This is a genomic window from Mycolicibacterium novocastrense (assembly GCF_001570485.1).
GTDB classification, from domain to species: Bacteria; Actinomycetota; Actinomycetes; order Mycobacteriales; family Mycobacteriaceae; genus Mycobacterium; species Mycobacterium novocastrense.
In genome coordinates this window covers 104582-121271 of record NZ_BCTA01000023.1, presented here as the reverse complement: position 1 = coordinate 121271, position 16690 = coordinate 104582, and the positions used below count along the sequence as shown (strand labels likewise).

Below are 16690 nucleotides of genomic sequence, written 5' to 3'. Positions count from 1 at the left end.
AAAGGAAATCATGCTGTCTGATCAGAAGCCAGATCTGGCATCTAGTTTCGAGAACTTGCGCGAGGCGTTCTTTCGCTACTACAACACGCCCTTTGGACTCGCTAGCGAAGAGCTACAGCGTGAACGCCAAGCGCTTCTCGACCGTGACAACGGCATCTACCGCATGCCACTTCTCGAGCTGCGGCCCGAGTACAGGACGACTGGCCGGAACTTGCGCGACTCGGCGGTCGAAGCTGGCTTGAGCACGGACATCGCCGATTTCGCTGCTACGGGCCTGATTCCAGCTGGTCGACAGCTTTATACTCATCAAGAGCTATCGCTGAGGCATGCAGCGGGCTCAAACCGAAACATCGTCATCACCGCTGGCACAGGATCAGGAAAGACCGAATCGTTTCTCCTTCCCATTCTCGCGTCACTTCTCGAAGAATCGAAGCGATGGACGGGGCATCGGGGAAGCTTCGTAAACTGGTGGACTGGCGAAGACGACTTCATTTCGCAGCGCAGCGGAGAGGTCGGCCGGACGGCGGCGGTCCGAGCGATGATCCTCTACCCAATGAACGCGCTTGTTGATGACCAACTCATCCGGCTTCGAAAAGCATTCGACAGTAACGAATCACGCGCTTGGCTAGACCAGAATCGGCTGGGGCATCGCTTCTACTTTGGACGCTACACAGGAGCGACACCTGTTACGGGAAGCCCTAACGATTCCCGTGCCGTAGGCGACCTCCGACGATACTTGCGTGCGACTGAGCAGCGCTCGCGACGAGCTCAAGAGATCGGCGGCGACACTCAATACTTTGTGCCCCGGCTCGATGGTTCGGAAATGCGTAGCCGCTGGGACATGAGCGACGCCCCGCCAGACGTTGTTATCACAAACTACAGCATGTTGAATGTCATGCTTCTACGATCTCGAGATCAGCAGTTTTTCGAGCGTACGCGAGCATGGCTCGATGAGGACGCCTCCAACCGGTTCACACTGGTGATAGACGAGCTTCACACGTACCGCGGAACAGCGGGCACAGAAGTAGCATTGCTCATAAGGAACTTAAGGAACCGCCTCGGCCTAATTGATCAGCCGGAAAAGCTGCGCGTACTTGCCGCCTCGGCGAGCCTCGATCCCGTTCGAGACCGCGCGTATATTGAGCAGTTCTTCGGTCTTCCCGAAGAGAGCTTCGACTTCCTTCCAGGGGAACTCATAAAGCCGCAGAGGCAGCACTCCGACATGAGTGAGGCAGCTAAGATTCTCGCTGAAGCGCACAACGGGCATTCAGCTCTCGAAGCAGCTGAATCTGTAGGCGCTCAGGACGCTTTGCACGCAGCGTTTTTCGAGGAAGGGGCTACTGAGGCGCCCAAGGCGTTGACCCAGGCCGACCTTGCCGAGAAGCTCTTTCCACGAACCGAAGGTGCGGTGGCTTCAGATGCGCTATCTAGTCTCCTTCGAGCCCTCGCACACAGCGAGGGGCGCCCCGGCTGGCCACGACTGCGCGCCCACCTCTTCTTTAGAAACGTCCCCGGGATATGGGCCTGTACGGACTCGCGTCGGCACAGCGAGTCGACTGAAGACGAAACACGCTCAGTAGGGCCGCTATTTGACGAGCCAGTCACGAGATGCGGTTGCGGGTCCCGGGTCCTCGAACTTCTCTACTGCCAGAACTGTGGCGACGTCATGCTCGGCGGATTCGTCCAAGCCGGGATCACCCAGTCCGAAAGTTTGAGCGCGATGATGCTCGCCGACGTGCCAGAACTTTCGAAGCTCCCAGACCAAGTCTCCCTGGAGCGAACAGCGGACAATTACATCGTCTATTGGCCTCGGACCAATCGCCCCGAGCTCGACGAGCTCGCATGGAACGCGGACAGCGGAAACGTTAGATACGAGTTTCGGCGCAGCATCTTGAACTCAGCAAACGGCGAAGTCAAGAATGCGAAGCAGGGTAAGAACCATACGGGATGGACCTTCCATACTCGATCAAGGATGGACAGAAGCGGAAAACCGAAGCGCGATCCAAAATCACTGTCTCCGTTCCCAACTCAATGTCCAAACTGCGGAGACGACTGGGAGATTAAGTACAAGGGCGGGAAGCTACTCCCTCATACTGACCCATGGAGGCAACGAAGCCCCATCCGGGGCATGCGGACCGGTTTCGAAAAGATTAATCAGGTTCTGGTCACTGAGCTAATGTCTCAACTCCCAGAGCCCGAACGCAAGGCTATCGTTTTCACCGACAGTCGGCAGGATGCTGCGAAGTTGGCAGCCGGCATGGGGCTTCGTCATTACCAGGACTTGCTGCGAACTCTGCTCTATGACAGCTTGGCGGAGGCCGAAGACTGGCCATCCATTGTTGATCTGGCACGCAGGCTAGTCAGACAAGGCGAGAAATCTGCAGAAAACAAACAGGCCCGCGACCGGCTCCGTGCGCGCGACAACGCTCTGTACAACAGGTTGACCGACCTATGGCGTGGAGAGGAAGACGAGGCTTATTCTGGCGAGACTCTCCAGCTCGAGAAGCAGCTGTCGGCGCCTCAGACGCTTAAGCTGCTCGCCGACGACGTTGGAGCGAAAGCACTTCAGCTTGGGGTGAATCCGGGCGGTACTCATGCCTCCCTTCAGTCGCGGTACGACAGGGCGAGAGGACGCCGCGTCGGGTGGTCGACTTTAGTCAACTGGGAGATCGAGCCCGTGTCCGCGCGGGGTGGGTTAGATGAGTCGGAGAAGCAGTGGTGGAGAGAAGTTCAAGAGAACCTTCATAAAGAAGTAATCGACGGTCTTTTCTCAGGAGCAGGCCGCGATTTCGAGTCACTTGGTCTCGGATGGCTCGCATTGACGACCGACACGTCGGACATCACCATCGAACCCACATCGGCAGCAGCGTTGGCGCGCTCGAGTCTCCGAGTACTGGGAGATGCCCGGCGGTTCTTCGGGTTGCGGGACCCCCGAGATAAGCCACCGGTGAAGCTACGTCTGTTCTGGGAAGCCGTCGCCGACGAACACAATCTTGACTACAGCGAGATCCAAGAAGCGGTGCTGACGCACTGGGGCGACGCAGTTCGCGACTATCTGATTTCACCAGAACAGGTCACATTGAGACGAGCAGGCCAGCAAGGCTGGACTTGCACGAACTGCCGTCGCCAGCATTTGCATCGCGGCACAAAGGTATGCACTCGCTGCCGACGCCAATTGCCCGCTGATCCTGGGTCCGTAGGTGCGGCACAGGATTACTACTCCTGGAAGGCGTCAACGGGACAGGGACGCTTCCGCCTAGGGGTGGCTGAACTGACAGGCCAGACAGACCGCGTAGAAGCTCAATCGCGCCAATCCCGTTTCCAGAATGTCTTCCTAGACGGCGATGAGAATAGCCGCGCCGATGGTCTGGATCTTTTGTCGGTGACAACGACGATGGAAGCCGGCGTCGACATCGGTTCTCTAGAAGTCGTTGTCCTAGGAAACATGCCGCCGACCCGTTTCAATTACCAGCAAAGGGTCGGACGCGCTGGCCGACGCACGTCGCCGCTTGCGACGGCACTTACCGTGTGTCGAGGGCGTTCCCATGATGAGTACTACTTTGCTCGCCCAGAATTGATAACTAACGAGCCTACTCCGAAACCATATCTTGCGCTTGGCCGTCAAGAGATCCTCAGGCGGACCCTGACCTCCGAGGCGATGCGGCTGGCCTTTGAAGCTGTGTGGCCGACGGCAATCGAATCGCGCGTTCTTAGCGATCTCACGAACAATTCGCACGGTCCTTTTGGGCTCGCCGCTGAATGGGACGCAGTGAGCTCCGCGGTTCAGACTTGGATTGAAGCCAATGCGGATACGTTGCGTGATACAGCTCGTGCGCTGACACGTTTTGCGCCCAAACATGTCTCGGATGTTGATTGGGCGCAATGGCTCCGAGAAACGCTGGTCTCCGCAGTAACTGAGTGCGCTGCGGCACCTACTGGACACCCCGACCTAAGCCAAAGACTCGCAGAGGCCGGCATCCTTCCGATGTTTGGCTTCCCGTCTCAGACGCGGTACCTGTACCTGAGCCGGCCGAAACACCCGTACCCCTGGCCGCCCCGCGGGGCGATCGACCGCGACCTTTCAATGGCAGTTTCCACGTTCGCACCGCTGAGCGAGGTGGTGAGAGACGGCGAGGTATTTCCTGTCGTCGGCGTGGCAGCCTTCCGTCCCACTCGACCAGTCCGATCGGAGGACGACCCGCTCGGACCACTCCGTTACGTTGCCGTATGTCGTTCATGCTCATATTTGCATGAGGCACCTGACAACAGAAGCGGCGATGAGAACGAATCATGTCCTCAATGCAGCGAGCCCCCGGGCGTGTATCAATGGATTCCACTTCGTCAGCCGCTAGGCTTCCGTGCCGGGAGTCCCAAGGACTTTGACGGCAACTTCGCGTGGACCGCGCGAGCGATGGCCGCTCGAGCGCTTACTGATCTCTCGAAGCTCGACGAGGCTCGCCACGGCGATGCACTAGCCCTAAGTGGTGCCGGAACGAGGTTCGTTATCAACGATAACGGCGGTCGACTACACCGGTTCCAGCACAACGCTCCAGGTCATACAGCAGATTGGGGCGGATATGTGTCCGTCGAAGCGATTGAGCACGGCCTCCTTCCCGGCATGGCCGGGTCGGGCGACGTCATGTCGGTCGCACTAGGTTCGGTTCAACCCACCGACTTTCTTTTTGTAGGGACCGAGCGACCGGTACGACCAAGTGCGGGCATTCGCCTGAGCCTTGATTCGCTAGGCCTTCAACCTGGTGGCGCCCGCGAAACTGGCGAAGGTCGCCGAGCTGCTTGGTACTCGCTGGCATTTCTTCTCCGTACGGCCGCGGCGGCTTACCTTGACGTTCAATCACTAGAGCTTGCAGCCGGCATCTACAGCGGCGTGCTCCGCGGGACCCCAACGACGATGGCATTTCTCGCTGACACTCTCGAGAACGGGGCCGGTTTCAGCACTCATTTGGGTAAGCCCGAGATCTTCGAAGAGTTCCTCGACAGGGGGATCCTTAAGTACCTGGAATCGCTTAGGGCACCCGACCATGCCCTTGAGTGCACTGCTTCCTGCTACCGCTGCCTGCGTGACTACGGCAATATGGCCTATCACGCTCTTCTCGACTGGCGATTAGCAGGCGATCTTCTCAATGTCATGATCGACGGTACCCTGGCTCCAGATGTCGATCGTGAACGACAGTCTATTGAACGCTGGGCGGAGGCTTACGGCGCAGAAGTTTGCGATGACCTCGAGTGCGCAGCAGCGATATTCGAGTCGCCCATTTATGGCGAATCGGCTGTGATCGCCAAGCACCCGCTTGAGGCATCGGAGAAGGCGCTTATCGCTCCACGGCTGTCCGATTCGATGGCCGCGCTCGAAGGCAGGCGCTCCGGCGTAGCCGTGGTTTTCGCCGACACATTCGTTCTAGACCGCGACCCGAGCCACGTACTACAGCTCTTCGGCGAGGCGCAGAGCCCCCGACCATGACGATTCAGGCCACCAGCGGCATCAGTAAGGCGTGGTTATCACCAACCTCGGCAGCCAAACTACTCGCCTGTCCAGCCGCGGTGTCACGCTTACCATTTGGCACTCGACCCGTACCGAACGAGTCTGTGCCCAACAATGCTGGATCGCTTGCGCATCTCGCGGTCCAGCGATGGGTTGAGACGGGTGGCTGGCGCCGCGCGGCATCTTATCCCTCACTAGCGGAGACCTACAGGCAAGAGGCTGAGGACGGCGGTGTAACCCTGGAACTGCTCGATGATGGCCGTACAACCGAATCCCGGCTGAGAGTTCAAGAGCCACTACTAGCCGAGGCCATCGACTCTTATGTTGGCGTCAACGGAACTGCTTCCGCGGAGAAATTGATGTATGACGATGACAATCTTCTCTGGGGGAAGGTCGACCTGCTACTGGAGGGCGACAATGGTGCCACCGTAATCGATTTGAAGTCTGGAGCCGACGCGGCAGACGGTTCACTTCCGGAGGCGATTCTTACCCAATTGATGGTGTACGCAATGTTGGTCTTCGCTAACCGACGCAGCTGGCCCGCCACGCTTGCTATTTTCAGCCTCCGAACTGGCTTACGAACGATTGCGGTCACGGAGCTCGAACTGCATACCCTGTTGACAAGATTGCAATCGACGCGGGATGCCTGGGCCTCCGGACATCGTCCGGCGATACCCTCAACGCGAGGCTGCCGCTACTGCGCTCGCCGCTTCGAATGCACCGCGCACTGGAACATCGTTGACGAATGGGAGGATCCAGACGCCATCGAGGGTATCCTCGAAGGAGTGGAGTATGCAGCGAACGGCAAGTCCTCACTTGTTCTGCGCTCGAATCGGGGCAAAGCGTGGATATCCGGTGTCCCTTCCGGGACAGCATCAGGGCTACTGATAGGTACGATGACACGTGCAGTGCGCCTGAGGAGAAGCCGTCGTAAACTTCACGACCTCCAAGATCGTGAGATTTGGTACGCCACTGATCGATCCGACTTCCGCACTATGCCAATAGACAATTAGCAACTGGTACGAGCCAATCGAAAGCGAATCTAGCTGCCTACGGCGTATTTTGGGAGCACGTCGTACTCCAGCCCCTCCACCCATGAGCGCCAAGCCGTGGGGCAATTGGGCGCTTCAATCGGCGGGACGCCCTCAACGACGGCGTCGATCCATACTCTTCTCACAGGATCGGCATTCAAGACCGTGAATAGCGACTCGTAATTCTCGTATGGCCCGTCGGCCGATTCCTTCCAAACCGCCTTCAGGGCTTCATCAGCAGAATGATTCGTGGCGCCCGGTGCGAGCAGCCCGCGGAAACGGACATCTCGCCCGGTGCCAACCTTCTCGAGGAAAAGGAACGGCGGGACATTGGCACGGTCAGCAGGCGTCGCAGCGATCGCGGCAAACACCTTCTTGAGTAGCAGATTCCCTTTACGACGTGTGCCAAGGAGGTCTTGTCCAGGGCTGCGATTGTCGCCGTAGTACGTGAGGATTCCAGTCTTGTCGTCTAAGTGGTCCGGCCACTCTTCCTCCGCGCCGCTGGTGTATACAACTGCGATTCGAACGGATTCTTTGATCGGCGATCCCTTGTATCGGAATCCCCCCTGGTTTCCAACTGGCACGAGCTTTCCGATCGGATCATCAGCTACTGTGCCCTGCGTGCCGCCCTTGTAGATCGCGCCCATTATCAGATCAGAATTTGCTAAGTCGTCGAAGCCTACTGCGAACTCCATATACCGAGTCTAGCCAGCAATCGCGTTCATGTGCTCAAAAGCCCATCTGATGGGGCCTCTTTCGCCCTTGTTGGGCATACCATCACGCCGACGCACGGGGTAATGTCCGAGCGGTGCCAGATTCCGCCGGTGTTGCTGGTTTACAGAGGAGGCTATACGCGCATGTGCAGTGTGTGACGCTTCTGAGGTGTCCTCGTGCACTCGTTGATTCGCTTCTTCGTGTCTTCGTGGCACGAGTAGTGACATTGCCGAACTGAAGGGGTTAAGCCGACCCGCTAGGCGCGGAATCGACGCACCGGGACGCTAGCCGATAAGTACGCATTTTCGAATTAGCTGAGTCGAGGGTTTCTTAGTGCGCCCGCATTCTCCCTCACGTCCGAATCAGCCTCTGGCCGAGGCCGCCTACCGCCACAGCATCTACCGCTACACATATCTCGAACTCAACGCCGACGTAGCTGCCAGTCCGTGGGTCGACGCTATGGTTTTGACTTCACACTGCTGCGCGAACTATGCCTACATCAGGCCACTGTGAACAACTGGCGCCAGTCCCCACTTCAGCAATTCCACGTCAATCTGTCCAGGTCCCAACGCAATCATCTCATCCACAGTGCTCGATGGCGACAACTAAGAACGCCGTCAGTGTCGCCTGCCATGAGGATGGGACCAGTGTGACCTGATTTTTGCCAGGGTGATGGGACCACCTGGATTGCCAGTTATGGGACCACCGGCGCGTCGCGTCGGTGGTCTTTTCATTTGTTCGTTCGATCGCCGTGACAGCTCAAGTCACGGAGGTCGCCGGCATGGCTTTTCGGGAGGTCAGTGTGAACGAGATCAGGGAAGTTCTGCGGGTGTGGCTGGGCGTGGCGGGGTTACCGGCGCCGGGGTACCGGACGATCGCCGCGCATTGCGGTGTGGATCGCAAAACGGTGCGCCGTTACGTCGAGGCCGCCCACGCGGCCGGTCTGCGCCGCGGCGACGACGCCGGCGCGATCGACGACGGTCTGATCGGGATGGTCGCCGAAGCGGTGCGCCCGGTTCGCCCCGATGGTCACGGCGCGGCGTGGGAGCAGTTATTGGGGTTCGAGGATCAGATCACCAAGTGGGTGGCCGGCTCTGGTGAGCAGCGGCCGTTGACAGTGACCAAGATCCACACTCTGCTGGGAAGGCAGGGCTGTGTGGTGCCGTATCGGACGTTGCACCGATTCGCCAGCCAGCGTTGCGGTTTCGGCCGCAAAGATCTCACGGTGCGGGTCGCTGATGGTGATCCCGGGGTGGAGTGCCAGGTCGACTTCGGCTATCTGGGGATGCTCACTGACGTCGATGATGGGCGCCGCCGCAAGGTGCATGCGCTGATCTTCACCGCGGTGTACTCCCGGCACATGTTTGTGTGGCTGTCCTACTCGCAGACTCTGGCCGCGGTGATCGCCGGCTGCGAGGCGGCCTGGGAGTTCTTCGGCGGCGTGTTCGCCGTGCTGATCCCCGACAACCTCAAACCGGTGATCGCCGCCGCCGATGCGGTCAACCCGCAGTTCAGCCAGGGCTGGCTGGACTACGCCGGGCATGTCGGGTTCCTGACCGACCCGGCGCGGGTGGCCTCGCCGAAGGACAAGCCGCGAGTGGAACGCGCCGTGCAGTACGTGCGCCGAAACTTCTGGGACGGTGAAACATTCACCAGCCTGGCCCATGCGCAGCAGGCGGCGACGGTGTGGTGTCGTGACACCGCGGGCACCCGCACACACGGCACCATCTGCGCTCGTCCGCTGGAGGTGTTCACCGCCGGGGAACAGTCCCGGCTGTTGCCGGTGCCAGGGGTTTATGACGTGCCGGTGTTCAAGACGGTCAAGGTGCACCGCGATTTCCACGCCGAGGTCGCCAAGGCGCTGTATTCGCTGCCCGAGTGCTGGATCGGTCAGTACCTGGACGTGCGGGCCGACACCGAGTTGGTGAAGTTCTATCGCCGCGGCGTGCTGGTCAAGGTCCATCCTCGCCAGCCGGCCGGTGGGCGCAGCACCGACCCCGCTGATCTGCCCGAACACAAGACCGGCTACGCGCTGCGCGATGTGACGACATTGATCGCCACCTGCGCCGCGCACGGCCCCAACGTCGGGATCTACGCCGAACGCATCCTCGATGACCGGCTGCCCTGGACGAAGATGCGCACCGTCTACCGGCTGCTGGGCCTGGTGCGCCGCTACGGCGCCGACCGGGTCGAACAGGCCTGCGCACTGTCGCTGGATCTTGATGTCGTCTCGGTGAACAAGATCGCCTCCATGCTCGAGCGTGCCACCGAGACCAGCACACCCGCGCTGCCGAAGGCCGTCGGCCACACCGCCACCCGCTTCGCCCGCGATCCATCCGAATTCGGCTCCACCCCAACACCATTGACCATCATCACGACCACCGTCGCCGAGGAGAACCGCTGACATGACCACCACCGCCCGTGGCGCCACCGACCCGATCGGCGCTGACCTGCTCCGACTGCTCAAGACCCTCAAACTCGGCGCGATGGCCGACACCCTGCCCGAACGCGCCGCTCTGGCCCGCCAACACAAACTCAGTCACATCGGGTTCCTGGAAACGCTGCTGGCCGACGAGGTCTCCCGACGCGAATCCCGCTCCGCGGCGTTGCGGGCGACCAAAGCCGGACTCGACCCCACCATGCGGTTTGATACCTGGACCGCACACGAGGACCTGCGCTATGACCGCACCCTGCTGGGGGATCTGACCTCACTGCGGTTCCTCGACGCCGGCCAGTCCGCGATCGTCCTCGGGCCCGTTGGTGTTGGCAAGACGCATCTGGCAACAGCATTGGGACACATGGCCATTCGACGCAGACACACCGTCGTGTTCGGCCGGGCCGACAAACTGTTCACCCGGCTGCGCGCCGCCCGCCTCGACCACACCGTCGACGCCGAGATCCGCCGCCTGGCCGCCGTGGACGTCCTGATCATCGACGACTTCGCGCTACGCCCGCTCGATGCCACCGAAACCAGCGACTTCTACGAGATCGTCGTCGAGCGCCATCGCGCCAAGACCACGATCGTGACGTCGAACCGCGAGCCCGCTGAATGGCTGACCATGACCGCCGACACCCTGCTGGCTCAATCAGCCATCGACCGGCTGACCTCCGCCGCGCACACCCTGGTCATCGAAGGACCGTCCTACCGCCAACGGACCCGGCCCCAGCTTGACCCAGACCCCGCCGACGAGCATCCTCAGTAACGCGCCACGGTGGTCCCATCCCCCTGGCAATCAGGTGGTCCCATCACCCTGGCAAGCGACAGTCAGGACCACCCACCACCTCAGCCTTCAGCACGTATTCCGCACATCGGCGTGCCGCGTCCCGTGTCCTGGACAGGATTGGCTCGCCTCGATGGAAGCAGTGCGCGCACTTCGATCGGTCAAAGACATTGCAGCGCTGCAGTTGCAAACCCGCCGACTCTGCCGGCTTTCTATCTGGGACCGAATCGACGGAAATGCAATCGTTGTCGCGCTCTCCCTGGAGGCGTTATCGACCCCCACTCCTTCGCCGATTTCGTCGCAGATCGGACGTCTAGCGGCGCCTCCCCTACGTCGCGCGAGAAGCCGATCAGCCGGCCCTCCAGACCGCTCCGCGACACTTCGCCGACGACTGACCTGTATGGCTCACGCCAACCTGCATCTAGTCGATGCCCGGGTCACTCCGCGTGAGACAGACCGGACGAACCGTACCGCTATCGTGCCGGTTTCCTTGCCAGCAGCCACGCTTCGCCGTCGCCTTCCCCCGCGGCGATGACCTCGAGCTGAGCGAACGCTGCAGTCAACTCGCCCGGCTGTACCCTGAAGCGCCCTGCGCCCGCACCGACCACGCTCAGCGCTGAAATCGCCAGCAGCCCACCGGGTGCCAACCGATCGACGATGGACTGATCGAGCCGACTATCGCGGAACCGGTGACACATGACGACGTCGATAGCCGGGCCCGCCGGCAGGCCATCGTCGAGATCGACAACATCGAACTGACACCGCTCCCCCACGCCGGCCTGCACCGCCAGTTCCCGTGCCTGATCGATGGCTGTCGCCGAGATGTCGAGACCCAGGACATCGAGCCCACGGCGGGCAAGCCACACACTGGCGACCCCCTGACCGCATGCCAGATCCAGTGCCCGACCCCGAGCGGGGAACTCGGCCTCGAAGGGAGCGACCACCGCAGGAATATCCGCTGCGGATACGCCCGGCGTCGTACGGTTCCGGTATCGCTCTTCCCAGCGGATGCGATCCTGCTCGCTCACACACTTCAGCGTACGTTCGCGTTCCGCCCATCTACCCCGAGACCCGCAGATCACCAATGCGGACGCCAGGCACAACGATTATCTGGTCGCAGAGAGGTTGGGGCACAACGAGAACCCAACACGCCCATCTCTGTTCGCGCGAAGCGACAAGGTCGCTCGTCTGACGCCTCCGCGAACGACACCGGTGTCACGAGAGCGCCGATTCGCCACTCCACACGAAAGATGCTGACGCGCTGGGCGATTGATGACTTCAACCACAGTGCGTTCAGCGGAGGTAGACCTGGCCCTCTTGCGGATATCCGCCGCCGGCCGTGGCGATGTGCACATGGTCGTAGTGGTTGGCGGTGTCTGAGCCACGGTCCGACATGACGTTCTTCGAGCCGTTGGGACGGTAGATGGTCTGCCGCCAGATGGCGTGCTCGAGGCCGAAGCGTTCCGCGTTCGCCATGACGTAGGCCAGGACCTTATCTCCGAGCTCGATCCCCGCCGCCGAGCGAGCATTCGGGATCATCACGTCGATCGCCAACCCGTGCGGATGCCATTTCAAAGAATCGGAGCGCACGCCGCCGATGGTGAGGATCTCGGGGAACTCCGCGCTGACCGCACGCGCCGCCAAGATCGTGTCGACCTGCAGTCCAGTTTCCGGCGCCCTGCCCTGTGGCAGCACGGGCGGGAGACTCGGGGCGGGCGGTTGTGCTGCCATCAGGTTCACCGCCGGTGGCGGTGGTTGTGGCGCCGCGGCGACGTCGCAGCACGCAACCGCATCACGGACGTGCGGATAACTGTCTGCGCCGACCACAAATAATGTGGCGGCAGTAATCACGCCTGCGACCACCGCCAAGCGCGGACGCCGCCGCCGCATCTTGGCGAATGAATGTCGTCCCATCGACGGCGGACGATACCCACCACCCCTATACGCTGACCAATCGCTCACGAGTCTTTCAGCAATCGAAGGCGCCGCCCCTGGTGTCGCCGAAAGCAAACGTCACAGACGCTTTAGGGGTAAGCATTGCGGACTAGAGCAAAGCCCGGCGACAGTTTGCTCGTGGTCCAGATCATGTACCGCACGGCAATGTGACGCAGCCCGAACTGCCGTCCGGACGACATCGAGAGCCGCGCTTTTCCCTTCGGCTCAACTGAACGACCGCACGTCGCTGATCAGCGCGTTAGGCTCCGGCGGTGGCCAACTACGTCACCGAGATCGGCCTGTTGATCATCGGGATCTTCCTGCTGTTTCGCGGGCTGCCCGGCGTGCTGCAGCTGCTCGGCGCCCTCGGCTGGCAGCGCGTCCCGGGAACCATGCTGGGCTCGGGTGTCGCCGGCTACCAGACCCAAGCCGGAGCCGGACGCATGGGCGCCAACGTGCAGCGCTCCGTTGTCGCCTACCAATACCAAGTCAACGGCCAGACCTTCGTCGGGCAGCGCGCCGCGTTCGGCACACCCCTCGGATTCGGCATGGGCTTGGGCGGTATCGCCTCCGCACAAGCCTCTCGATACGCACCCGGCCAAACCGTCGACGTCTGGGTTGACCCGAAGAACCCGATGAACTCGGCGCTACGCCGAAGTGCCCCTTCGTCATTGGTGATGACGGCACTCGGCGTCGCTGTGCTGATCGCCGCTGTCATCTCGTTGATGGGCTGACGTGCTCGCCGACGACCGCTTCGCACTCAGCCGCCGACGACTCCTGCAACTGTCCGGCCTGGCAGCCGCTGCCACCGTCGTACCGCCACCCTTCGCAACGGCGGCTCCGCCGAACGCCCCAAACATCTTGTGCCGCACCGCCTGGGGCGCCCAGCCGCCCCACGCCGGCGGCACGGAACACACCCCCGTCCGCATGACGATCCACCACACCGCGGTCACCCTCGGCGACAACGCCAACGCGCCGGCACGCCTGCGCCAGCATCAGCACTATCACCAGGACACCCAGGGCTGGATCGACATCGCCTATCACCTCAGCGTCGACCGCAACGGCAACATCTACGAACTGCGAAAGCCCGAACTCGTCGGCGACACCGCCACGAACTACGACCCGACCGGTCACTTCCTGGTCGTCTGCGAAGGCGACTTCGACAAGGAGGAGATCACCGAGGAGCAGCTCCACGGCGCTGCGCTCGCCTTCGCCTGGGGAGCACAGCGATTCGACATCCCGACCGACACGCTCGCCGGGCACCGCGACGCCAGCCACGACACCTCGTGTCCAGGTGCGAACCTCTACGCGCACGTCGTCGACGGTGATCTCAAGAACCGCGTCGATGCCCTCCTCGCCGCCGGAGCGGTCGACCTCCGCACCATCTGCGGGCCCGAGGCATCAGAAGCAGTCGCAGACATCGAGTCCGGCCTCCGCTGACCGCGCGCCGCTGCGACGGCGACTGCAGACCCGCCGATCGACACCCGGGCGTTGCCGCGCACACCTGAGCGTCGTCACGATCCAGGCGGGTTCGTCCGAGCCGGCGTTACGCCTGTGGCGCATGAGGTACGACTGTCGTCGACTCCCATATCGTCGGCCTCCAGCAAACTAATGATAGGGAAATCCCTGATTCCTCGGCCAGGCTATCTCCGTACCGTTTACCTCAGAGGAACCTGAAACGGCCTGCTCGTCACAGTTTCCGCAATCAAGCACAAGTGAACAGACAAATGATGCGCCGGCTAAGACTGGCGCCACGATTCGCCGCAGCAACGTTCAGCGCGACCGTCTTCGTCGTGTCGCGCCGAGCACGAGCACGGCCCGACACGACGTCGCACCGCTACGCGATCACGTCTCGCCCGAAGTCGACGCATCCGGCGCACGAACCCGTACGACCAAGAAGTACAGCCATGAAGAAACTGCTGACCGGCCTCACGCTGGCACTGACCCTGAGCATCGCCACCACGATCGCAACCGCCGCCCCGGCATCCGCCGACGAGTTGAGCTACCTGAACGCCATGTCCCGACTCGGCGTCACGTCCAACGACGGCAACTACGTCACACTGCTGCGCCTGGGTTACGCCATATGTGCGGACAAGTCGATGTGGGTCCCGCTGGACACCACCGTCGACAAGCTCGTCTGGAATCCGTACAACAACGTCACCTACACCGAAGCCCAGGCAGTGGTGATCGCCGCCAACACGTACCTCTGCTAGCCGCGCGCCAATCCGACACTCCCAAAGGACACCGCCATGGTCTACCCCAACCCGTACTACGACCATCAGCAGCCGACCGTCCCATGGCCCGATGGCTATGACGATTCAGACCCCAAGCGCGCCAAGCGAAATCCCGTCGTCGCCGCCTCACTATCCGGAGGCGTCGCGGTCCTCGTGCTGGCGGTCGGCGTCCTGGTCGGTCTTCAGCTCAGCGGAAACGGGCCCACCGACACCGACTCGACGGATCCGTCCCCGACCGTCGTCGCGAGCGCGCCGGCGCCCACGGTCCCGCAAGAGCCCGCCGGGCCGCGGCCTGCCCACGACCCGACACGCCTGGACCGGTCGACATACCAATCGTTGACCGCGCGCGAGTTCGCGCTCATGGCCAAGGATCCCGACGCATGGGCCGGCCGGAAGATCGTCGTATACGGGGTGATCACTCAGTTCGACTCGGCCACGGGCACGACGCTGTTCCGCGCGGACACCGGGCCAGCGCCGATGACGAATGTGTACGACTACGACCAGAACACCTTGGTCACCGCTCATGACGCGGACATGGTCGCCGACTTCGTCCAGAAGGACAGGGTGACGATGTACGTCGAGGTGCAGGGGGCGACGACCTACGAGACCCAGATCGGCGGATCGACGACCGTACCGTCGCTGATGGCCCACATCATCGAGAGCACCAGCCGTCCCACGACACGGCCCGCGCCCTCGACGTACCCGGCCTCACAGCCCGACGCCGAAACCGCAAGCGGAAATCAACTGCGCGCGATTGCCGCGAGCGATCGCCCGATGGTCCTGGCAACCATCGCCGATACCTGGGTGCCGCAACTGAGTTCCAAGCGGCTCGGACTAGTCGCCGAGGGACGCACGTGGACACACGCGGCGATCCTGGCCGAACACCAGCGGCTTCGCCAGGCCTACCCCGGTGCTCGGTTGCTGTGGTCCGGAGAATGGTCGACCTTCTCCCATTCAGATTTCTGGGTGACGGTCGCCGGGGCGACGTTCCCGACCGCCGACGGTGCCTTGGCGTGGTGCAGAAGCCACGACTTCGACCGTGATCACTGCTTCGCGAAGCTGATCAGCACCACTCACGCCGTCGAGGGCAGCACGGACTACAACTGATCGCCGCCCCACGCGGATACGATCCAGTGGTGGCCCACCGCCGTCGTCGGATAGTCGTCGTGATGGCGGCGGCCGCCCTGCTCGTGCAGTGCGGTTCCCCCGCACCGCCGGCCGAGTCCACGCCGCCACCCAGCACAACCACCACTACGCAGACCACAGCCGCCGCGCCTCCTCCCGCGTCGGCGACAACCACGCAGCCGACACCTGCCCGCGTTCTGCCGGTCACGGCCGCCGAACTCGGCGAAAGTTGGCGTCCCGGTTGCCCTCTGGAGCCTGAGCGACTGCGACGAGTCGAGATCGACTACCTCGGAACGGATCTCCAGACACACCGCGGCGAGTTGATTGTGCACGAAACCCTCGTGCCCGAGGTGATCGAAATCTTCGAAGAACTCCGCCAAGCGCAGTATCCGATCGAGAAGATGCAGACGCCCGATCATTACCCGGGCGCCGAAGACGAACTGTCCATGCGCGACAACAACACCTCGGCGTTCAACTGCCGCGACATCCCCGGCTCCGGCAACTGGTCCCACCACGCCTACGGCCGGGCCATCGACATCAATCCCCTTCTCAACCCCTACATCGACGATGCGGGTGATCTCCAGCCCGCCAACGCCGGACCCTATCTCGACCGCACCCGCATCGACTCGGGCCTACTGCACGACGGCGATCCCGCGGTGCGGATCTTCACCGACCGCGGCTGGACGTGGGGCGGTAACTGGCGCACGCCCAAGGATTACCAGCACTTCGAGCGGCCCGAATGAACTCAGGCACAAAAGAATTCATGTTCTGCATTCGCGACCCATTCCATATCGGATAGTTACCCGGCACTGCTAAGAGGTGCGTAGCGTCATGGGCTGTTGCCCACGCCGATGGAGAGCGTATGCCGTTTCCCTGGGAATTGAATTCCGAGTACCCCTACCATCACGAGACTTATCCCGATCAGCGCTG

The 16690-nt window shown here is 62.0% G+C and carries 12 protein-coding genes; 9 read left to right on the top strand and 3 right to left on the bottom strand.

Annotation, left to right across the window (positions count from 1 at the left end; translation table 11 throughout):
* Window positions 1-10: 10 nt before the first annotated feature.
* Both RMCN_RS08000 and RMCN_RS07995 read left to right on the top strand, forming a co-directional pair.
* On the top strand, window positions 11-5479 hold the full coding sequence (locus RMCN_RS08000) for a DEAD/DEAH box helicase (protein WP_067388243.1): 5469 nt from the start codon (window positions 11-13) through the stop codon (window positions 5477-5479).
* Entirely contained in the window at window positions 5476-6513 is a 1038-nt protein-coding gene (locus RMCN_RS07995) for a PD-(D/E)XK nuclease family protein (protein ID WP_084377257.1), read from the top strand. Before RMCN_RS08000 ends, RMCN_RS07995 begins: the two co-directional genes overlap by 4 nt.
* 29 nt (window positions 6514-6542) lie before the next feature.
* On the opposite strand, the gene RMCN_RS07990 is transcribed toward RMCN_RS07995, so the two are convergent.
* Window positions 6543-7226 (bottom strand): hypothetical protein, encoded by a 684-nt coding sequence (locus tag RMCN_RS07990; RefSeq protein WP_067388241.1) that lies wholly within the window; start codon window positions 7224-7226, stop codon window positions 6543-6545.
* An 800-nt stretch (window positions 7227-8026) separates the two neighbouring features.
* Here RMCN_RS07990 and istA point away from each other — a divergent pair.
* A complete protein-coding gene (istA, locus tag RMCN_RS07985; RefSeq protein ID WP_067388239.1) occupies window positions 8027-9649 on the top strand; it encodes an IS21 family transposase in 1623 nt (540 codons plus the stop codon).
* Between the two features lies 1 nt (window position 9650).
* The gene (gene istB, locus RMCN_RS07980; protein WP_067388237.1) at window positions 9651-10448 is read left to right on the top strand and encodes an IS21-like element helper ATPase IstB; all 798 of its coding nucleotides are present in this window, start codon (window positions 9651-9653) and stop codon (window positions 10446-10448) included.
* Between the two features lie 491 nt (window positions 10449-10939).
* On the opposite strand, the gene RMCN_RS07975 is transcribed toward istB, so the two are convergent.
* Entirely contained in the window at window positions 10940-11494 is a 555-nt protein-coding gene (locus RMCN_RS07975; RefSeq protein WP_067388235.1) for a class I SAM-dependent methyltransferase, read from the bottom strand.
* A 265-nt stretch (window positions 11495-11759) separates the two neighbouring features.
* Window positions 11760-12197: a VldE C-terminal domain-containing protein gene (locus RMCN_RS31235; protein WP_308206398.1), complete on the bottom strand. Its 438-nt coding sequence runs from the start codon at window positions 12195-12197 to the stop codon at window positions 11760-11762.
* Between the two features lie 476 nt (window positions 12198-12673).
* Between RMCN_RS31235 and RMCN_RS07965 the strand changes: the two genes are divergently transcribed.
* The 5 genes from RMCN_RS07965 to RMCN_RS07945 all read left to right on the top strand — a co-directional run bounded on the left by RMCN_RS07965 (window position 12674) and on the right by RMCN_RS07945 (window position 16503).
* Window positions 12674-13135 (top strand): DUF3592 domain-containing protein, encoded by a 462-nt coding sequence (locus RMCN_RS07965; RefSeq protein ID WP_067388233.1) that lies wholly within the window; start codon window positions 12674-12676, stop codon window positions 13133-13135.
* Between the two features lies 1 nt (window position 13136).
* Window positions 13137-13841: a peptidoglycan recognition protein family protein gene (locus RMCN_RS07960; protein ID WP_234787611.1), complete on the top strand. Its 705-nt coding sequence runs from the start codon at window positions 13137-13139 to the stop codon at window positions 13839-13841.
* A gap of 467 nt (window positions 13842-14308) precedes the next feature.
* The gene (locus RMCN_RS31005; RefSeq protein WP_067388231.1) at window positions 14309-14614 is read left to right on the top strand and encodes a DUF732 domain-containing protein; all 306 of its coding nucleotides are present in this window, start codon (window positions 14309-14311) and stop codon (window positions 14612-14614) included.
* 36 nt (window positions 14615-14650) lie between these two features.
* Window positions 14651-15742 carry a hypothetical protein gene (locus RMCN_RS07950; RefSeq protein WP_067388229.1) on the top strand — a complete coding sequence of 364 codons (1092 nt, stop codon included), beginning with the start codon at window positions 14651-14653 and terminating at the stop codon, window positions 15740-15742.
* 62 nt (window positions 15743-15804) lie between these two features.
* The gene (locus tag RMCN_RS07945; protein ID WP_067388227.1) at window positions 15805-16503 is read left to right on the top strand and encodes a M15 family metallopeptidase; all 699 of its coding nucleotides are present in this window, start codon (window positions 15805-15807) and stop codon (window positions 16501-16503) included.
* Window positions 16504-16690: the final 187 nt, after the last annotated feature.